At 35.4% G+C, this 17,725-nt stretch carries 24 protein-coding genes and 2 pseudogenes; 16 read left to right on the top strand and 10 right to left on the bottom strand.

The features are described 5' to 3' along the window. Positions 1 to 3: 3 nt before the first annotated feature. The 11 genes from ABC374_RS21750 (at position 4) to ABC374_RS21700 (ending at position 8,248) form a co-directional block, all read left to right on the top strand. Positions 4 to 315 (top strand): hypothetical protein, encoded by a 312-nt coding sequence (locus ABC374_RS21750; protein ID WP_413019723.1) that lies wholly within the window; start codon positions 4 to 6, stop codon positions 313 to 315. Continuing rightward, positions 296 to 1,414 (top strand): baseplate assembly protein, encoded by a 1,119-nt coding sequence (locus ABC374_RS21745; RefSeq protein ID WP_413019722.1) that lies wholly within the window; start codon positions 296 to 298, stop codon positions 1,412 to 1,414. The genes ABC374_RS21750 and ABC374_RS21745 overlap by 20 nt, the downstream gene beginning before the upstream one ends. After that, the gene (locus tag ABC374_RS21740) at positions 1,407 to 2,375 is read left to right on the top strand and encodes a phage tail protein I (RefSeq protein WP_413019721.1); all 969 of its coding nucleotides are present in this window, start codon (positions 1,407 to 1,409) and stop codon (positions 2,373 to 2,375) included. Before ABC374_RS21745 ends, ABC374_RS21740 begins: the two co-directional genes overlap by 8 nt. Then, on the top strand, positions 2,375 to 2,671 hold the full coding sequence (locus ABC374_RS21735) for a hypothetical protein (RefSeq protein WP_413019720.1): 297 nt from the start codon (positions 2,375 to 2,377) through the stop codon (positions 2,669 to 2,671). The genes ABC374_RS21740 and ABC374_RS21735 overlap by 1 nt, the downstream gene beginning before the upstream one ends. 14 nt (positions 2,672 to 2,685) lie before the next feature. Next, complete coding sequence (locus ABC374_RS21730; protein ID WP_413019719.1) at positions 2,686 to 5,253, top strand: hypothetical protein; 2,568 nt, start codon at positions 2,686 to 2,688, stop codon at positions 5,251 to 5,253. Next, the gene (locus ABC374_RS21725) at positions 5,253 to 5,495 is read left to right on the top strand and encodes a hypothetical protein (RefSeq protein ID WP_413019718.1); all 243 of its coding nucleotides are present in this window, start codon (positions 5,253 to 5,255) and stop codon (positions 5,493 to 5,495) included. The genes ABC374_RS21730 and ABC374_RS21725 overlap by 1 nt, the downstream gene beginning before the upstream one ends. Beyond that, the gene (locus ABC374_RS21720) at positions 5,488 to 5,613 is read left to right on the top strand and encodes a hypothetical protein (RefSeq protein ID WP_413019717.1); all 126 of its coding nucleotides are present in this window, start codon (positions 5,488 to 5,490) and stop codon (positions 5,611 to 5,613) included. Before ABC374_RS21725 ends, ABC374_RS21720 begins: the two co-directional genes overlap by 8 nt. 284 nt (positions 5,614 to 5,897) lie before the next feature. Then, positions 5,898 to 6,560, top strand: coding sequence for a hypothetical protein (locus tag ABC374_RS21715; protein ID WP_413019716.1), 663 nt, complete (start codon positions 5,898 to 5,900; stop codon positions 6,558 to 6,560). Positions 6,561 to 6,670: 110 nt separating this feature from the next. Then, positions 6,671 to 6,949, top strand: a complete 279-nt coding sequence (locus tag ABC374_RS21710; protein ID WP_251025342.1) for a hemolysin XhlA family protein — start codon at positions 6,671 to 6,673, stop codon at positions 6,947 to 6,949. A gap of 13 nt (positions 6,950 to 6,962) precedes the next feature. Next, a complete protein-coding gene (locus tag ABC374_RS21705; RefSeq protein ID WP_413019715.1) occupies positions 6,963 to 7,208 on the top strand; it encodes a phage holin in 246 nt (81 codons plus the stop codon). Between the two features lie 56 nt (positions 7,209 to 7,264). Beyond that, on the top strand, positions 7,265 to 8,248 hold the full coding sequence (locus ABC374_RS21700; protein WP_413019714.1) for a peptidoglycan-binding protein: 984 nt from the start codon (positions 7,265 to 7,267) through the stop codon (positions 8,246 to 8,248). Positions 8,249 to 8,620: 372 nt separating this feature from the next. Here the strand turns inward: ABC374_RS21700 and ABC374_RS21695 are convergent, their stop codons facing one another. Further along, entirely contained in the window at positions 8,621 to 9,142 is a 522-nt protein-coding gene (locus ABC374_RS21695; RefSeq protein ID WP_413019713.1) for a hypothetical protein, read from the bottom strand. A 27-nt stretch (positions 9,143 to 9,169) separates the two neighbouring features. Continuing rightward, positions 9,170 to 9,712, bottom strand: a complete 543-nt coding sequence (locus ABC374_RS21690; protein ID WP_413019712.1) for a hypothetical protein — start codon at positions 9,710 to 9,712, stop codon at positions 9,170 to 9,172. 199 nt (positions 9,713 to 9,911) lie between these two features. On the opposite strand from ABC374_RS21690, the gene ABC374_RS21685 reads away from it, so the two are divergent. Continuing rightward, positions 9,912 to 10,256, top strand: coding sequence for a YolD-like family protein (locus tag ABC374_RS21685; protein ID WP_413019711.1), 345 nt, complete (start codon positions 9,912 to 9,914; stop codon positions 10,254 to 10,256). A gap of 104 nt (positions 10,257 to 10,360) precedes the next feature. Here ABC374_RS21685 and ABC374_RS21680 read toward each other — a convergent pair whose 3' ends face one another. The 4 genes from ABC374_RS21680 to ABC374_RS21665 all read right to left on the bottom strand — a co-directional run bounded on the left by ABC374_RS21680 (position 10,361) and on the right by ABC374_RS21665 (position 11,809). Next, positions 10,361 to 10,630: a hypothetical protein gene (locus ABC374_RS21680; protein ID WP_413019710.1), complete on the bottom strand. Its 270-nt coding sequence runs from the start codon at positions 10,628 to 10,630 to the stop codon at positions 10,361 to 10,363. Between the two features lie 82 nt (positions 10,631 to 10,712). Then, positions 10,713 to 10,958, bottom strand: a complete 246-nt coding sequence (locus ABC374_RS21675; RefSeq protein WP_413019709.1) for a hypothetical protein — start codon at positions 10,956 to 10,958, stop codon at positions 10,713 to 10,715. A 72-nt stretch (positions 10,959 to 11,030) separates the two neighbouring features. Beyond that, positions 11,031 to 11,615, bottom strand: coding sequence for a DUF5067 domain-containing protein (locus tag ABC374_RS21670; protein ID WP_413019708.1), 585 nt, complete (start codon positions 11,613 to 11,615; stop codon positions 11,031 to 11,033). Then, complete coding sequence (locus tag ABC374_RS21665; protein WP_413019707.1) at positions 11,612 to 11,809, bottom strand: helix-turn-helix transcriptional regulator; 198 nt, start codon at positions 11,807 to 11,809, stop codon at positions 11,612 to 11,614. Before ABC374_RS21665 ends, ABC374_RS21670 begins: the two co-directional genes overlap by 4 nt. Positions 11,810 to 12,071: 262 nt before the next feature. Here ABC374_RS21665 and ABC374_RS21660 point away from each other — a divergent pair, with 262 nt between their 5' ends. Further along, positions 12,072 to 13,364, top strand: coding sequence for an FtsK/SpoIIIE domain-containing protein (locus ABC374_RS21660; protein ID WP_413019706.1), 1,293 nt, complete (start codon positions 12,072 to 12,074; stop codon positions 13,362 to 13,364). After that, the gene (locus ABC374_RS21655) at positions 13,300 to 13,884 is read left to right on the top strand and encodes a replication-relaxation family protein (protein WP_413019705.1); all 585 of its coding nucleotides are present in this window, start codon (positions 13,300 to 13,302) and stop codon (positions 13,882 to 13,884) included. The genes ABC374_RS21660 and ABC374_RS21655 overlap by 65 nt, the downstream gene beginning before the upstream one ends. On the opposite strand, the gene ABC374_RS21650 is transcribed toward ABC374_RS21655, so the two are convergent. Next, on the bottom strand, positions 13,877 to 14,044 hold the full coding sequence (locus ABC374_RS21650) for a hypothetical protein (protein WP_413019704.1): 168 nt from the start codon (positions 14,042 to 14,044) through the stop codon (positions 13,877 to 13,879). The two genes, ABC374_RS21655 and ABC374_RS21650, sit on opposite strands and share 8 nt — an antisense overlap. A gap of 30 nt (positions 14,045 to 14,074) precedes the next feature. On the opposite strand from ABC374_RS21650, the gene ABC374_RS21645 reads away from it, so the two are divergent. Further along, positions 14,075 to 14,506, top strand: a complete 432-nt coding sequence (locus ABC374_RS21645) for a hypothetical protein (RefSeq protein WP_413019703.1) — start codon at positions 14,075 to 14,077, stop codon at positions 14,504 to 14,506. A 72-nt stretch (positions 14,507 to 14,578) separates the two neighbouring features. Here the strand turns inward: ABC374_RS21645 and ABC374_RS21640 are convergent. The 3 genes and pseudogenes from ABC374_RS21640 to ABC374_RS21630 all read right to left on the bottom strand — a co-directional run. After that, positions 14,579 to 15,031, bottom strand: a pseudogene (locus ABC374_RS21640) (hypothetical protein); the annotation flags it as partial. Between the two features lie 521 nt (positions 15,032 to 15,552). Next, a complete protein-coding gene (locus ABC374_RS21635; protein WP_413019702.1) occupies positions 15,553 to 16,074 on the bottom strand; it encodes a hypothetical protein in 522 nt (173 codons plus the stop codon). A 16-nt stretch (positions 16,075 to 16,090) separates the two neighbouring features. Next, positions 16,091 to 16,180: pseudogene (locus ABC374_RS21630) on the bottom strand (SAR2788 family putative toxin); the annotation flags it as partial. Positions 16,181 to 16,298: 118 nt separating this feature from the next. Between ABC374_RS21630 and ABC374_RS21625 the strand changes: the two are divergent. Continuing rightward, positions 16,299 to 16,880 (top strand): VanZ family protein, encoded by a 582-nt coding sequence (locus ABC374_RS21625; protein WP_413019701.1) that lies wholly within the window; start codon positions 16,299 to 16,301, stop codon positions 16,878 to 16,880. The last annotated feature ends 845 nt before the right edge of the window (positions 16,881 to 17,725 follow it).

Here is a 17,725-nt window from a genome sequence, read left to right as displayed (position 1 = left end):
AGTATGTATGAAATAATCCCCTTGAAAGATATCGATTTTGGAGCTACTGGCAACTTAGCAATCTTACAAAATGCGCAATTTGTCCTTTCTACGGTTATGAATACTTGTTTCATGGACCGTGAATTTGGGTGGGAACCCCCTATTGATGATCCAAGCGAACAAGCAAAAGTGCTTATGTCTGCCCAAATTGTTGAAGTCCTAGAAAAAACCATACCTGAAATTTCTGTTGAAGAAGTTTCATTTGACGAAGAGTTTGAGACTGGTAAAATATTTCCCCGCGTAAAGGTGGTGATTAATGATGGAAGCCAGATTTAATTTACCAAATATTGAGTTTGTTGAAGTCGATGCCGAAGAATTGGAGAATATGGCTATCTCAAAGTTCGAAGCATTACAAGGGGTAACGTTAACTGAATCCGATCCTCGAAGAAAATTTATTGCTTCGATTGCCTTTATTGGTACGACATTGGCAAATAATATCGACTTTACCGGAAAACAAAATCTTCTAGCCTATTCAACAGACAACTTTTTGGACCATTTAGGGGTAAAGAAAAATGTATTTCGATTGGAGCCGATAGCAGCAACCACCACTTTTCGATTTGAAGTGGAAAGTCCGGTTGACTTCTCCATTCCAAATGGGACCCGTTTCTCTATCAATGAAATCATTTTCTATACAACTGAAGAAAAAGTCGTGAAATCCGGTACTACTATAGTCGACATTCCTGGTGTATGTGAAGAAGTCGGTACAGTGGGAAATGATTTTTCTCCTGGACAAATAGCAGATTTAGTTGATCCTTTACCTTGGGTTTCGAGAGCATATAATCTAACGAAAACTGAAGGTGGGGTCGATTGGGAAGATGATGATTCCTACGCAGACCGTATTCGTCGTGCAAATTCACAATATAGTACTGCAGGTCCAGAAGATGCCTACCTTTACCATGCAAAATCAGCTAATTCATTAATCATCGACGTTTCCGTTTTTTCGCCTAGCGAGGGAAGAATAATTGTTGTGCCTCTTTTAGAGAATGGGGCAATTCCAGATGATTTGATTATAAATCAGGTATTCGAAAAGCTAAATCATCGTACAGTTAGACCTTTAACTGATCATGTAGTTGTTCAAAAGCCGGAAGAAATTTTTTACGACATTGAAGCTACGTATTATGTATCCTCTGAAAAATCAAATGTACTTCCAGATATACAAAACGCCGTTAACCAAGCGATAGAAGATTATCAAATATGGCAAAAAAGTAAATTGGGTAGAGGAATCGATTCAAGTGAATTAAACGCCAGAATACAGGAAGCAGGGGGGAAAAGAATTTCAATAAACAGTCCCTCTTCTTTTATTCCTCTAACCAAAACGCAAGTCGGAAAAGCAAGGCTGGTCACAGTTACATTTGGGGGAGTTATAAATGATTAAGACCTTAAATAACTTTGAACTTCGAGATTTTATTCCCCCATCTTTAAAAAAGGATACTGAAATAGTGGCTATGGCAGATGCCTTGACACCCATCTTTCAGATGATTTATGAAAAAACTAAACTAATTAAGCAATTTGAAGGGATCCCCGACAATTTATTGGACTTCATCGCGTATGAAGAAATAGTGGATTTCTATGAAACAACAATGTCGGTGGAAGAAAAAAGAGCATTAATAGATAGAGCACAAATCGTCCATCAATTAAAAGGAACACCAGCAGCCATAGAGGAAGTCGCAAGTATATTCTTTAAAAATGCCAGAGTAAGAGAATGGTTTGAATATGGAGGAGATCCATATTATTTCAGAATTGAAACGGATGAAACCTTTAAAAGTGAAGCTGATATCGCCCGGTTGTTTCGCCTTATCGAAACAACCAAAAGAAAGAGCTCTCGTTTAGAGGGGGTTTTGTTTAAAGGGGATGGCGGCTTTCAAATTCAAGCTGTCCGAAACGAAGAAGAAAACAATAATATTCATTTACAGTTGATTTGTGGTGTGGCAGTGGCTGGCAAATGGCCAACTATATCGACACTTGGCCGGATTGTTGAGAGAGAGGTTCAAGTTAAATCCAGTCCTATAGAAAAAAGCAGCAGTACGTATCCATTTACGGCTGCTATTTATGCTGGAGAAACCATACCTTTCTTAAAAGCACCACCAAATGATTTTACCAGCTATTTTGGAGGTTCATTAGACACTTCCCAGGAAGTTATAAAAGTATCTAGTTCATATCCAGTTATTTCGGAAAGCTTAATGCCACAACAACTTTTAACGGGATACGAAAAAAAATATGAACAAGAAGGCCGTTATTATGATCAAAACATTGAAGCTTCCTCTCAATTTACTGCGTTAACCAAATGGAATTATATCTGCGGGACATTCGTTGCAGGAAAGGGGGTTAATTCTTAATGGCTATCAGTACAACTGGACACACCAAGATGAAGAATTGGGTAAAAGGATTAATTAAAGAAGGTCGCTATATTATCAACGGTTCAACCAAGACAACGCCTATTTTTAACATAAATGAAAGTGGTGACATTATCACTTTCTATTTGTACTTTAATGATGAAATTAGTGGTTCTATTACAAAGTTTCAATTAGTGGATCAGGATGGCGCTATTTTTGACGATCAACCTGACAACATTTCTAAATCAGGAATTAACGGATTGCTCGTTGCCTTTAAATATACAATCAAAAGAGTGTAAGGGATGTGAGTTAAATGGTTTATGCAAAAACAGAATGGAAAGATCACGTGGTAGATGCGACAACCGGATCCATTATTCAACAAGGAACACCGGTAAGTGCAACAAATTTAAATAAGATTGAAAAAGGAATAGAAGACGCACACGCCCAGCTGGAAGGGTCAGGAAGAGCAACCCAAACCTTACAGCATGGCGTATCTATCTTAAACGGAAATAACACCGCGCCTGTGGACATTCAGATTGAAGGACGTACGCTTGTTTCTATGGGAAATACCCCCTTAGATCCGTTCAAGAATTATGTACTTGCTGATAAAAAAACAAGGCTGAAATTTACGAATAACACCTATCAAGGCGTGGCTAAGTTTACTGGCGAAAATGGGAAACCGCAAATTACACGAATTGCTAACTTTGAGGGAAAAGTTAGTGGTAGCCCGTTAGAAAATCCACATATTATGAAAAGGACGCAATATGGAGCAATTGGCAATGAAAACACGCTCCTAACTCCTTCAAGTTTTCCAATAGAAAGCGACGGGAATATTTATGGTTTTATAACCAAACTAGATGGAAGCGTAACATCTCTAAGTAATACCAAGAGTGGAAATATGGCACAGCACCTTTTCTCTTTCGATCTCATAGCAGAAGTCGAACGGCAAATGGGACGTATTCCGAGAGCTACTTTTTCAGAAAAAGTGGGCTGGTTACGAACCAATTTTAAAGAAATTAGATTTGTCTGGTATGGTTTTGGAACGAGTCCTACAGGGAACAAAGCAACTTTAAGGATGTGGGGAAATGGAACATACTTCTCTACAGTGATGAGTCATACACAAGGTACCGTACAAAAATTATCTATATCTTCGATACTTTCAAATGCTGTAGGGGACGATGGTTTTGCATCATTTATGGTGAATGGAGAGCCCTCCGATGGTACAATACCTTCCACAATTAACACCGACTATGTGGAATTGGAATTAGAATTAAAGCCAGATGTTGTTTTGCATGATCCTTGTTTACCCTTGTATGAAGTGGCTTCCGATGAATACGCAAAGATTCTAGTTGATTGGAACGATACGGAAGTAATTAACCGTTATCCAAAAGTCCAGGGTGTACAGCATTTACAGAACCCAGTAATTATGGCAGAGGGTGAAAATATGGCCCCTCCCTTTAATGATTGGACAATTCATCCAAACGCTAAAGCTATCTCTCCGTATGAGTTAGAATTAAACTCTACAGGAAGCAATCAGAGTTCCATGGCTTCAAAATTCCCTATAATTGCGGAACAATCCTATATTGCATATATGGATGAAGTGGCGAACGGTGGATTCTATGTTGAATACTTCGATGCTAATAATGCATATATTTCCGGTGTTTATGATAGAACACAACCAACGATTTTAAAACCGCCAGTGAATGCAAAAATGATGACATTAGGTGTTCGGAATACGGGCGGATTTATTGGTAAAGTAACTTTTAAAAACTTGATGTTAACGGTTGGAACGGTAAAGAAACCATTTGTTCCGAGAAACCCTTCATACTTGTATGCACAGACTAAGTTAGGTCAGATTGGTACTGCAAAAGATCGGTTATATAAGGATGGACCGGATTGGAAGTTGAGAAAAGAGATTGAGAAGGACGTTACTTTAGACGGATCTCTGAACTGGTTATTTACAAATGATTATCCCGGATTTAAACAAGTCGGTTGTGGGAATGTGTTTGTAAATGCTAATACAATTGCCTCCACTCATATATTAAATAAGTTTGATGGGAAATCGTTAAGACATGTATCGCCATCTTATATCTATGATGTGGCCGATAAGTTCAATATTGCCAATGATAATAAGTTATATATATCACTTTCTGATACTGAAACAGGTTGGGGAGAAACATATACACCGATAGCTGACGAAATCAAAGCGTACTTTAATGGATGGCAAGCGAAGACCATAGACGGAATAGGAAAACCGACAGCCTGGAAGTCACTAGTTGATGGAGCAGATGCACCTACACAAACCCTTGCTTATGTATCAGCAAACAAGGCCCCAAATTACACACCATATAAATTAAATTATGTATTAGCGTCACCTATTACCGAGGGTGTGACGGATAAAGTCGAGGGGGATATATCCGTAAATGGGCTTACCCAGATAGAAGTTACAAGTGGGGTTATTATAAGGGAAAAAGCAAACTTCCTATTAAACGGGGGAGGAACTTCTTATAACATTAATAACAACGCTATCTCTGGAACAGCTCTAAAACAGAGGGTGTCGAAATTTTTAGGACTTCGAAAGAATGGGATTACTGACAATTCTTACTTTGTTTTAAGGGATACATTCGCAATTGGTAGTGAAAGGATGGGGTTGGATAAGGACAAGTTCGATTCAACAGCCGAATACACCGTAACATACCTGGTCTACGATCGTGATAAATTCACGGCAAATGCGACAAACGTTTCTGCATCCTTTGCCAATAACATTCGTGGCGCTTTAGAAGATACCACAAAAAAGGTTGAAGATACTGCAACGAACGTTAGCATTAACGCCATGTTATTATATGACGTTTTAAAAAGATTGAAAGCTGGTGGCCTGTAATGGATGAATTATTAGATAGAGTTTTGGTAGCAGTCGGAAAGACTCGTGAGGAATATGATCGTGAAGTCGAGGAACAAAAAGGTAAATCCCTAATCAATCAAGACGTTGCTTCCCTTGCTGAAGTAACGGCTTTTTTAATTGTCAATACAGAAACAATGGCCCAAGTTAATGCGGAATTAATGAAAAAAGTTTTCGAAATGGAACAAAGAATGAACGAATTGGAGGGAAACGCAAATGCCTAATTTTTATATTACTGCAGTTAGATACGGGCTTTTATCCATCGAAAAGGTTCCTTCAAATTATCAGAGCGAAGTTCGAACAGCTTTGGGATTACCTGAAGAAGAAACAGAGGAATTCTAAGCACCTATCGAGTAGTGGTACTTTAGAACAGTCGGAACAAACTGTGCGGTATTGAAAACAAAAAGAGAGAAACTCATCTTAATACCTATGAAGATGATAAGATCAATATTTCACTCAGCTACCACAATAGTATGTCAGGACACTTCATACTGAACCGGTGGGCTGAATTTTGATTATTATTAGTTGTATTGACTTTTATTCTTTGTTAATGAAAAATATTCCCAAGAGGCTTGTTTAAGTAAAATAGACACTCCTATATTTTAAATTCTGAAAGGAGATAGGGAATGAGCTTAAGAGGGGAACAATATGAGTCATTTATTAATCAAAATTACCGTAATTTAACAGATGAAGACCTAAATGAAATAAAAGAAGAACTTTTATCTTGGGAGGAGGAATTGTTCCCAAAACTATTAAAAGATGAGGATGTTTCTAGTTATATTACTTGGCAATGGAAAATAAAAGTGACAGATTTTCATCAGCCTTTTTATAAGGCAAAGGCAATATCTAAGTTTCATAAAGATTTGGAAAACAATGAGTTAGGTGCGGTTAAGCTTTGGGATGCATTTAGTTATCATTATGAGGTTGAAGGAGAAATTGATGCTTTGATAATGTTTTATATCCTAGCTTATTGTAACTTTAAGCTCTCCTATAATGATGGAATTATTTTTGATCCTAATGATTTCAATTATGAAGAATTAGAACAAAAGCTGTCATTGAAAGAAAAGGTAATTGAATCGGCGGGAATTGGAGTTGTAGGATCCATACTTGGAATACCGGGTATTGGATTATTAGCTAAGTGGGAGAAGCACGACGAGATAAGAAGACAACAGAAAATATTTCGAGGGGAAATTTATGATTTAAAAGCAAATCCAGCATTTTTAGTAATGAATGTGCCAGAAATTAAAGAACTAAGAGATTCAATGCGTGAGAAGATAGAAGGATTGTAATTTATTAATTACAATTTTCAAGTCGTCCAACAGGGCGGCTTTTTATTTTGTATAAACATCCTAGACATACAGAGATAGAGAGAATTTTATGTTAAAGGGGGTCATGGACATTGGAGGAGATAGGAGTGGACATATGGAAGCAAACCATCCAAAAAGACATCGAAGAACTAAAAAAAGATAATAAGGAATCCAAAGAAAAGATAGTTGAATTAAAAAGGGTTACGGATTTTCACGAAAGAGACATCAAGGATATTAAGGACACTTTGAAGGAAATTAATGAAGATACCAAATGGCTAAAGAGAACTATTACAAACGCTATCGTTACAGCAACTATATCCGCGGTTATTGGCGGTGTAATAGCGATTGTCTTCACTGTTTGGAAAGGATAAGGAGGAATATAGAATGGATAAAGCAAAACAATATGTAGCAATGATAGGCGGTGCACTTGGTGCACTGCTTTTATTTGTTCAATCTTTAGATTTTCAAATTGAATGGTTCAATGAAAATACGATTAATTCATTTATTAACTTTCTAACAGCTGTGATTCCCCTGGGATTTGCTTTGTATGGCGTATATAAGAATCAATATTTGTTGACTAAAAAGTCTCAGAAACAAGAAGAAGTCTTGAAAAAGAATGGATTAAAATAAGCTGCCCATCGGGTGGCTTTTTCTTATGAATTTAAATTAAAAGGAGACGATGGGAAATGAACTTTAATAATCTTCCACAATTAGTCGATAGAAGAGGCAAATTAAAGTCAAAAGGCACTTATTCAAAGCGCACGAAAACAATTACTCACCGTGTATGGCATCATTCGTTAACAAAGAAGGATTTGGCTGGATCTGATGCTGAAAGCTTTGCGAATTACCATGTAAATACTCTGGGATGGCCTGGGTGTGGCTATGCCTTTGTTATAGAGCCTAAGAATATAATTAATACTCCGAATGGTAAAAGGGCTAGGATTGTTTATGCAAATGATATTAACCACCGGACCTACCATGTGGGGAATAGCAATCAATTTTCACTCGGAATCTGTGTTGCTGGGGATTATAGATATGACACTATGGATGAAGCCACAATTGCCAGTATTGCAGAACTTCACGCTGCACTTGTTAAAGATGGTATAGGGAAATATGACAAGGCCCATAATGAAATGCCTGGTTATGATTGGAAAGCATGTTGTGAGTATAACTATAGAAACGCTTTTGATTGGAAAGGTTCAAAAACACCATCCAAACCATCACCGGCTCCCGATGTTTATACAATCCAAGAAGGAGACACATTATGGAGCATTGCGCATAAGGATGGAGTAGGCGGCGTTCAAGTTGAAGATTTAATAAAAGCGAATCCTGGTATCGATCCTACTAAATTAAAAATAGGCCAGAAAATTAACTTTGGAAATGCTAAAGAGGTTATTGCAAAACCTGAAAATAACAAAAAACCTGATGTAAAAGTGGAAGTTACACCAAAGCCTATTGTTCCTTATCCAGGGATCATATTAAAAGAAGGCACAAAAGGGATGAAAGCAATCGATATCAAAAGGGTCCAACGTGCTGCTGGCATGCCTGAAAAGGATGTGGATGGAAAGTACGGTCCCAAAACTACAAAAGCCGTCAAAGTTTATCAGAAGAGGCAAGGTTTAAGCCAAGATGGACGAGTTGGCCCTAACACTTGGAATCGTATGTTTTAAAGGGTTTTGTTACGTGAATGAATAATTTGAAAACGAGTGGATAAAGTATAATTATGTTGCTAACTCCAAATGGTACCTCCGTCATAAAAAGCCCTTCTCTTAGTGAGGGGCTTTTCTTGTTAAAGCTCTGTTAAAGGTGTTTATGTATTTCCTTATGAACTAAAGGGACAGGTTTGTTTAAGTATATTCGATATAAAAATACTCTTTTACTTAGGTTTTACTCAACTAAATCCCCTCTACCTTTGCCATTAAACCAAGTGGTATTCTATTGCTAAATAAGACAAATTAAAGGATAGAAAAAACAAAAAATTTCCTTATCTGTCCTTTTTATCTGAACATATAATCTCAATATTTTTTACAACCAAATTCCTATTATAGATAATTTACTCCATAATGAAGACCATAAAATCTAACATCTGCTCCTCCATGTATCACTACACGTGATTCAATACTCATTCCAGGTTTTAACTCTAAATCTCCATGAAGATATATATTACATGCAAATTTTGGAGATAAATCTCTAACATAAAAAGTTACAGGATCAACTAAATTTGTACCACCAGATGCATGGTCAACTAAGTCTACAGTAAATACAGCATCATCACTCCCCTGCCAGTTTCTAGAATCAAGGAAAAATATTAGTTCGACAAGTGATCCCAGACCTGTTGGTTCAAAATAAGGTCCATAAGATAGATAGTCAGGATTATGGTCCCTTTTTCTCCATTCTCTAAAATACGTTCTACCGATATACCCTTCTGGTATCCCTCCAGTTCTAAATGGAGTTTCATCTCCAAGCCATCTAATTGGAGTTATGCCAAGATTCCTAAGGTTTTTTTCTTCATATTCAAGAGAAAATGTTGGCCGTTTTACTTTCTTAATTGATTCTTGATTCACAATATGCCTCCCTTTTAATGATATTTTTTAGTTTTCGCAAGGAATCCATTGACCTCTCTCTTCATGTTTATAACAGCCTATACCAATCTCATTGGCCCATTCAATACCTTTCAACTCCAAACAAGCAACAATTGTAGCTTTAAATGCTGGCGTTGCTGCATCAGGATCTGCCCAAATGGCTGCAATGATTGCGGCTGTAACAGCTGCTCTTACACACTCCTCTATGTCTCCCACAATATCTTCAATTTTTGGGTGACTAAACCAAGCCCAGCATTGTCCTTCAACCCTACGTTTTTTACAATAACATCCTCTTGAATTACAACCTGTTTTAATATCCTGAGATATTACTGCTACATCTAGATATATATCAATTCTCTCTGCAAGATAAAACTCAGCTTTTCTTTTTAGCATACTATCAACAGTTTCAAGTCGTGTACCATCTGATGCAACTAACTGATTAGGTGTAAGAATCATTTCTGTGAATTCTTCGTATGCTTCTGGGAACAAGCGATACTGTTCCAAGAAATTTGAAACTTGTATTTCCCAGTTGTCTAATCTATTCTCATCCATATAAACACCTCCAGTTATTATTATCAAAAGATTTCTCTTTTTTATTCATCTGCATAAAGGAAGGCCACAATAAGTGGTCTCCTATATCTGTTCAAAAATCAAAATTTCTCTACCCGAACTTAATTGGGGAAGGAATTTTTTTTGTCTTTTGTAAGAACAAACGTTCGTGTATAATAGGTGGAAAGGAGGGATCTTTCTGATGAGTACAATTCGTGATAGAGGTCTCGTTAAATGGCAAGCAGCATTGATAATGCCAGAACATAAAGCTTTAAATAAAAAACTGGGTGAGGTTGATTATTTCTTAAATAAGAAACCTATCCTCGATGAATACCAGGTTGAAGAGTTTGAAAACAATATTAACTATGCGATGGAATATCATTTACCGATAAGATTTAGATTACATAACGAGGGAAATCAACAAAAATTTCATGGTTATTGTGTGTACATACATCCTGTCACGAAAGAATTACGTATTCAGAAGAAAGATAGTTCCTTTGAGTATATTCAGTTTAATGAGATTATTGATGTGATTGTAGAGGATTAAAAAGACCCTTCTCTTAATTGAGAAGGGCTTTTTGTAAAGCCTTCTATTAGTGTGAGGGGATTTTATATTATAAATAGCCAATGTGGAAGTTATTTCAATTATAATTACACTATTGAATCTAAGTCACTAATTTCAACTTTACCCGGACGGGATGTATCGAGATACTTAACTTTGCCATATATCCCTCTTTTTTCATTTTCTATCTTCACTAAAATCACATTCCTATCTCGATTTTTAAGCTTGTTTGGATTCAAAGGATTTATAATGTATTTATTACCTGGTATTAAATCTATTTTTCTAATAAGTTCTCCATTATTTCCAGTGATAGTTAAAATGCTTTTATGTTTAAATTCTTTTATTGAGGAAATCTCCATTTTATTACTCCCACTCTCTTCTGTGAAAAAATTCCGTGTATTTTCCAAAATAATTAATCCTTACTCGAATTGAGTAGGGGGATTATTTTTGTATTACCTTCTTTACTAACTCCGTAATATCAATATCCTCGTTATAAATTACCTCATCTATTCTAAAATCATCACCGGCAGCGAACTTAATTTTAATCTGCTGAATCCATTCATAGGCAGCAATGGCAGCCGTCCAGTCAGGATCCTTTTTAAATTCAGAATTCACAACAGGAAAGCTTCCACTTTGTAAAAACTTAGTTCCTTTTGAATGTAAGTAAACCTTAATATTTATGTTCATAGTTATTCCCTCTATATTCTTGTAATTAGGAATGACGAAAGCCCCTCTCATAAAGGTAAGGGGCAATATATATTATTTCAATTTTACATTATACTTTCCGACTTGTTCAAAAGTAATTTGATCTATCGCTGTAAAAGTAACATCGTGAGTATCATTGTCTAATCCGTAAGCTGCCACGTATTCAACACTTTTTCCAGGTAGTAAAGCGTTTGAACCGGCATTATCTAAATCAACCATTTTGTTGTATGTCTCAATATCATCTTCACTTCCGAACGCATCAAGAAAATGATAATTTTCACTTAAATCAATTCTTGATGTTCCATTCTCTTGCTGAGCCAGTAAACTCATGAGAGTATCATCTGGAATAATATCTTTATCTTTTGTTTTATTTGTAAGTGTAAAAGTGACAAATAACCCAGGATTAGCTTCCATTGGACTTTGGATAATTTTAGTTTCAGATATTGCTAAACTAAAATCTTCAGTTTCAACGGTTCCGTCCTCAAACGTTATGGTTGGCTCAACGGTTTCTACAGTTGCAGATTCAACTGTTGTTTCGTTAGTACTGCTTTTATCTGGACTAACTTCCTTCCCTTCGTCAGCCTTCCCGCAAGCAGTAAGTAAAAACATAACTAATAATAAAACAAATATTTTTTTCATATTTCATCCTCCTCATATAAATCATCGACCTTCACATCTAATAATTTAGCCAACCTAAAGGCTTTTTCAATTGTAGGAAAAGAACGACCACTGATCCAATTAGATAGTTGTGTAGGGGATACTTCAAGTTTACCTGCTATAAATTTCTTTTTAAATCCACTTTTGTCTATACATTCTCCTATTCGACTTTTCATTTTTACACCTCTACAAAGATATTCTCTTCCATTTAAGAAATACCTTTCAAAATATAATTTAACAAAAAATCAAAATTAAATTTAAGGTACAAGTAATATTGGGCGGTGGTCGGAATATTCTTAAGTATATTCTTCAACAGACAGAGAAACGGAAGGATTGGAGGTATGGTTCATGATGCACCAGAGCTTAATTTCATCAACTTCACATTAATTCCAAATAACTACAACTATTTACTCCGTAAATAATAAGGATGGTGAGCAAATGTTAGTTGAAATCGCAAGCACTTTAGCTTTTGGCGGCCTGGCTGGGTATTCTTACGTAAAATCAAACGGAAACAAACCTGTAAAAAGTGACTCAGATAAGATTTTAAAAATATTCAATAATGCTGGATTAAACAAAGGTGGCGAAACAATCCGAATCATCAGGAAAGAAAAAATTGATAACGGCATGATGTACGTATTCCAACTTCCCTTAGGTTTAGGGTCAGAGGATATTTTTAGAAAAAAAAGCGTAATTGAGGATGGATTGAACACTAGGAGCCGGGAGACGGAAATTCACTTCATGGATATTAAAAAACTTAAAGATTTGAAATGGGATACAACGATTTTTAAGCAGCTGAAAAAGGTATTCACCAAAACGAAAATGCTTAATAAAGAAGTTGAAATTGAATATGACGGCATGTTAAAAGTGAAAGTGTTTGAAGGGCCAATGGATGAAAAGATTCCCTGGAATAAAGAAATGCTGGAGCCTGGTACCTGGAAAGTTCTTATAGGGAAGAAACGAACGGAATTCATTTATCACGACTTCGATAAAACGAAGCATTTAATTATAGCTGGTGTTCCTGGATCGGGTAAAAGTGTGGTCATGAAATTGATTATAACTAGTTTGATATTGTCACAGCCTGACAACGTTACATTTTCATTGATTGATTTAAAGGGCGGCCCGGCATTTGCCAGGTTCAAAGATTGCAAACAGGTTCAAAGTTTTGCGGTTGATAACGAAGGAGCTATAGGGGTATTAAAGAAGGTTGAAGAAGATATGGAAAGAGTTTACCGGGATGTATTAATCGCTAAAGGTTACGAGGATATAAGCGAAGCTGGTGTAAAAGAAAGGAACTTCCTGGTCATAGACGAAGCAGCGGACCTGGCCGGGGATAAAGAGGCGGTCGAGATATTAACCAACATAGTCCGTAAAGGTAGAGGGTCCGGGCATTACGTGATTTATGCGACTCAGTATCCTACCGTCCAAACCGTTGCTAGTCAGATAAAAAGAAACATTCCAGCCCGATTAACTTACGTTTTGGATAGTGCCATTGCATCAAATGCGGTACTTGATACCAAAGGCGCTGAAGAGCTTCCGGAAACACCAGGTAGGGGGATTTATAAGATGGCAAAGCAAACGATCTTACAAACTCCTTTTATTAAAAACAGTGAAATAGATAAACAGATTGCGCCTTATATAAATATCAGACCAAGAAAGGAAGGTATAAATGAACAACAGCTTAAAGAAACAAATGAGGATAGAAAGCATTCTTTGGAGTTTAAAACGCTTTGATTATCTAACTCAAACACAAATTCAAGCTATTCATAATTTAAAAGGTGACAGAAACGCAAACCGCATACTAAATAGCATGTCCGATTATATATGCTCATTCCGAAATGGATTAGAAAAAGTTTATTACCTAAATAAAAACGGGCGCGAATATGTGGATCACAATATAATTCGTAAGAAAACACCGAACATAGAACATTTCATTACACGGAATCAGTTATGGATACACCTTAGAAGACCAAAAGAGTGGGAAAATGAGGTGCAAATCAAAGCAGGGGATATTTCCATAGTGTGCGATGCTAAAACGTCACAGAACAACATTCCGGTGTTTGTCGAAGTGGATATATCCCAACCGATGCAAGTTAATAAAGCGAAAATCCAAAAATACAAAAAGCTTCAGTCCGTATCGAAAGATCCTTTTTATGTGGTATGGGTAACGAAATTCCCTGGTCGAAAGAAAAAGTTAATGGAATTATCAGGAGGGTTGAAAGGCCATGTCTATACTGTGGAGGAAATCATATGACATTTTTATTCGGTACTTTATTTAGAATCAGTGTGATTGCTCCCGTTACTTTATTGTCCATACTTTTCTTGTTTACTCTTATGATTATTTTCAAACCCACCCGTTGGTATTGTGTAGGTACGTTATTTGCTTTCTTATTCGTATAATTTGCCAGTTTCAAGATGAACCTCACAAAATAGGAGGTAACAACATGAAAATTGAAGCGATTAAATACAGCGATTATATGGGCGGCCAGAGTTTCCAAGAGCGTAAAACTATGAAAGATATAGGTAGTGTGATAAAGAAGGCAGGAGCTGCCACAGCTGGTGCTATAATGTTAGCAAAAACTCCTTTAGCATTGGCAGCCGTAGAAGCACCACAAGGGTTATCTGTACCTGCAACAACAGTTAGCGGAGCAGTTAAACAGCAAGTCATTCACGCATTTGATCCACTGGTTGATTTGATGATGTCCCTTAGTTTACCTATAGCATCCGTAATAATCACAGGGGCCTCGTTAATGATCCTAATGGGATTCAAAGAAAGAGGTTATCCAATGATGTTTAGTGCTTCAATTGGCTATTGCTTAGTGCAATTAACACCTATGTTCATAAAAATCTTGGCTGGTGTTGGAGGAGCTATTTAGTAAAAACCCTTTCTTAAATTAATTGAGGTTTCCAAAAAAGACAATAACTTGTATTAAAAAGATTCCTTTAGTGGCATTTGGCACGCCAAGGGCTGGTAAACCTGCCCGTAAAGCAACGGGGAGCAGAACGGCACCCAATAAGGCAACGGCAGGTGATGGCCAAAAAAACCAGGATATCATCATCATGACGATTCCGATTACCCAAAAGGCAAGTGTAGGATTTTTAATGAATTTCGCAAACGGTGCAATCATGACATCATTAATGCCCGACTTCGTTAATACCGTGCTCATGGCAACGATGATTGAAATGATTAAAATCGTGGACATTAATTCCGTGATTGCGAAAATGAAGCTGTTGAATATCCCGCTTATCGAAGATGCTAAACTGCCTGTAGCCACTAAAGCCAAAAGGAAAATACCAATTATGCAGATGAGGGTAGTATCACGACGTTTTACCATAAACCCGATTATCAATGCAATGAATACAACATAAATCCAATGGAGTGCCGTTAATTCCATCTCCATGATCCGTCCCCCTCATAAATGTACCTAGTTACAGATTATGAGGGAGGTACGGGGTGGTGAGTTGTTTCATGAATTTAAAGGCTTATCTAATTTTCACTTAGATGTAAATATCGGGTTTTAGAAGAGAATAATTGGTCAGAGTATTTTTTCATTTGGTTTATTGTGTATGGTAACCAACTTAGCCGAAATAGAAAAATGATGCAATAGAATCTGCATAGAACGAAGTTGGACAAGATAGATCTAATTATGATTGATTTAAAGCGAGTGACCTAAGTGGACTGCATTATGAGAAAGATACTATTATAAAATCACTCCTATAATACACCCATTTAATTACTTCGGCATAAAAAAATTCGACCCTAAACATTAAGGAATCGACTTTTTATTAATATAGTCTAAAAAGTGTAGGATTTACTTTAGAAAGACTTACTATTTTTTGTTTAAATCAATATTTAGGAGCTATCTATCGTTAGTAAAAGCAGAATTGTATTTTCATTTGCTTTTTGCGGTAAGGGCCACAATTAATCTAAGTAGCCTAAATTTGAAAGGGCTTCTAAATAATCATGAAAATCTCTATTTTCCAGGTTGCAATCTTCTTTTTCGATTCCCATTAAGACGACTAATCTATGAAATAATCTCTCGCTATTCCCAATTGTTTTGAAATCTTTAATGTAACCATCACTGTCAACTCCTAAAAATATCACCAAATATTCTCCTTCTTGAATAAGAGTATATTCAATTTCTGCATTTGTAGTTTCAGAAGGATCAAGTGTATATTGTTTGAATAATTCTTTTAAACTTCGAAAATCACTTTTTTCTTGATCTGTAAATAAGTTGTGTAGAATTTCAACATTATTAATGATGTAACACTTATTATAAAAATCCAATTCTTTTGGTTCAACCAGAAAAGCCATCTCTTTTTTATCTAGTGATTTAGAAAGATATTCATTTATTAGAACATTTTCTACATCAGAAAATAAAAATTTATTTGGTATCGAACGGTTAAGATATTTCTTGTATAGTTTTTCAATTTCTACATTCATAATTTATATCATCCTTTTAATAATAAAATGAATGGCCACCAGTACGATTATATAAGTGGAAGTGGTGATAATAACCTTCTGCAGAAGTATTTCCTTTTTCTCTTTTAAAAAAACTGTAAAAAATTACAATTTTGCAGCTATGACTAGTTAGGGAACTGACATCTAATTTTTAAAAAATGGTATGGTACAAGAAGTTATTAAATGAAAAAAATGGAGAGTTAATTATGCTATCTGCTTTATACCCTAGTTTAATAATAGTATCGTTATCTATTATGCTATTAATGTTTCCACTTGTAAAAAGACGTATATCTATTTTGAAATTTATGTATTTATTATTGTTTATTATTTATATTTGCACTGTTATTGGAATAACGATATTTCCAATTCCATTTCAACAATATCTTATAGAAACAATGATAGAGGATCAGTTTGGGTTAAAACATAATTTCATTCCATTTAAAATTTTTTATGATGCTATGAGTTATGGTTCTTTAAGTTTTGGTTTAACAATCCTTTTAAAACAAGCAGTTGGTAATATCATTCTTTTTCTTCCGATGGGATTTGTTTTACCAATGATTATTACAAATCTACAAACAATAGGAAAAGTTATATTCATCGGAACCTTAACAAGTTTATCAATTGAACTGTTTCAAGGATTAGCTGGTTTATGGGTTGGTTATAACTATCGTGCTGTCGATATTGATGATTTGATTTTTAATGTGTTAGGAACTGTTATTGGCTTTCTTATATGGAAATTGTTATATGAATTTTTAAATAGAAATGATTTAATAATTGTTTCTAAATAAGTCAGTAACATCTAAATTTTAGCCAGTAAGAAAAGGGAATTAGTATGGGACTACAGTGTCTATTATTAATTTGTTTGATATATGATATCAAATTGGCTTTTTAGTTATTGTAGTTACAATTGGATTTCTTATAAACAGATTCGTGAAAAATTAAGAAAATGAATAGGCGTAATAAATAAGTTTTTTACAACACCTTATATTTAACGGGTTTGAAAGTAGACATTTGACAAAGGTTGAAGAAGTGTTTAAAAAATATTATATCTTTATCAATCCTGAGCCCTTACCCATTTAGAGTAGGGGCCTTTTTAAAAATATTACAAATTAAATAAATTTAACTTATTCCGTAAAAGTAAGAAGTTTGTTGTGAGGAATTGACTATCAGTGTACAGCAATACTCAGATGGTTTAAACAGGGTGGGGAGATAAACACCAATTGTATAAGTGGGTTTTATATTTTTTCATTTGGGTTTTTAATATATTGTATTAATGATGACAGTAATATAAAAATGGCAACGATACTAACTATTATATGTACAAGTATAAATTCTCTTGTTGGATAGTAATTGTCAAAATTAGAAAAAGACCAAAATAAAAGGCTAATTGATAAAAGTATTGTTCCAATGAGTACCTTCAAAGTAAGACCCTCCTTTAATTCAAAAATTTTATATTATAAATAATATAGCACGAAAAAACCGCTTATTTTCCTAATTTATGAAGATGCTTTTTATCCGTTACACTGCCTTTATTCGTGTCTCCACCCATAGTAAGGTATCAGGAAAATATTTTCTTGATATCTCAACTAATAACATGATTGAAGGCTTATCTTCTTTATTTTCAACAATACTT

Origin of the sequence: Peribacillus phoenicis, from assembly GCF_047238085.1 — a bacterium.
Taxonomy (GTDB): domain Bacteria; phylum Bacillota; class Bacilli; order Bacillales; family DSM-1321; genus Peribacillus.
Note: the sequence above shows the minus strand (reverse complement) of the source record. Positions and strands in the feature narration are given on the sequence as shown.

Bases quoted from the DNA above. Each gene is read 5' to 3' on its own strand.
- ABC374_RS21625 (WP_413019701.1), top strand. From the start codon at position 16,299: ATGCTATCTGCTTTATACCCTAGTTTAATAATAGTATCGTTATCTATT.
- ABC374_RS21740 (WP_413019721.1), top strand. From the start codon at position 1,407: ATGATTAAGACCTTAAATAACTTTGAACTTCGAGATTTTATTCCCCCA.
- ABC374_RS21645 (WP_413019703.1), top strand. From the start codon at position 14,075: ATGAAAATTGAAGCGATTAAATACAGCGATTATATGGGCGGCCAGAGT.
- ABC374_RS21660 (WP_413019706.1), top strand. From the start codon at position 12,072: ATGTTAGTTGAAATCGCAAGCACTTTAGCTTTTGGCGGCCTGGCTGGG.
- ABC374_RS21735 (WP_413019720.1), top strand. From the start codon at position 2,375: ATGGCTATCAGTACAACTGGACACACCAAGATGAAGAATTGGGTAAAA.
- ABC374_RS21750 (WP_413019723.1), top strand. From the start codon at position 4: ATGTATGAAATAATCCCCTTGAAAGATATCGATTTTGGAGCTACTGGC.
- ABC374_RS21670 (WP_413019708.1), bottom strand. From the start codon at position 11,615: ATGAAAAAAATATTTGTTTTATTATTAGTTATGTTTTTACTTACTGCT.
- ABC374_RS21690 (WP_413019712.1), bottom strand. From the start codon at position 9,712: ATGGATGAGAATAGATTAGACAACTGGGAAATACAAGTTTCAAATTTC.
- ABC374_RS21700 (WP_413019714.1), top strand. From the start codon at position 7,265: ATGAACTTTAATAATCTTCCACAATTAGTCGATAGAAGAGGCAAATTA.
- ABC374_RS21730 (WP_413019719.1), top strand. From the start codon at position 2,686: ATGGTTTATGCAAAAACAGAATGGAAAGATCACGTGGTAGATGCGACA.
- ABC374_RS21680 (WP_413019710.1), bottom strand. From the start codon at position 10,630: ATGGAGATTTCCTCAATAAAAGAATTTAAACATAAAAGCATTTTAACT.
- ABC374_RS21655 (WP_413019705.1), top strand. From the start codon at position 13,300: ATGAACAACAGCTTAAAGAAACAAATGAGGATAGAAAGCATTCTTTGG.
- ABC374_RS21725 (WP_413019718.1), top strand. From the start codon at position 5,253: ATGGATGAATTATTAGATAGAGTTTTGGTAGCAGTCGGAAAGACTCGT.
- ABC374_RS21705 (WP_413019715.1), top strand. From the start codon at position 6,963: ATGGATAAAGCAAAACAATATGTAGCAATGATAGGCGGTGCACTTGGT.
- ABC374_RS21745 (WP_413019722.1), top strand. From the start codon at position 296: ATGATGGAAGCCAGATTTAATTTACCAAATATTGAGTTTGTTGAAGTC.
- ABC374_RS21635 (WP_413019702.1), bottom strand. From the start codon at position 16,074: ATGAATGTAGAAATTGAAAAACTATACAAGAAATATCTTAACCGTTCG.
- ABC374_RS21685 (WP_413019711.1), top strand. From the start codon at position 9,912: ATGAGTACAATTCGTGATAGAGGTCTCGTTAAATGGCAAGCAGCATTG.
- ABC374_RS21720 (WP_413019717.1), top strand. From the start codon at position 5,488: ATGCCTAATTTTTATATTACTGCAGTTAGATACGGGCTTTTATCCATC.
- ABC374_RS21675 (WP_413019709.1), bottom strand. From the start codon at position 10,958: ATGAACATAAATATTAAGGTTTACTTACATTCAAAAGGAACTAAGTTT.
- ABC374_RS21715 (WP_413019716.1), top strand. From the start codon at position 5,898: ATGAGCTTAAGAGGGGAACAATATGAGTCATTTATTAATCAAAATTAC.
- ABC374_RS21665 (WP_413019707.1), bottom strand. From the start codon at position 11,809: ATGAAAAGTCGAATAGGAGAATGTATAGACAAAAGTGGATTTAAAAAG.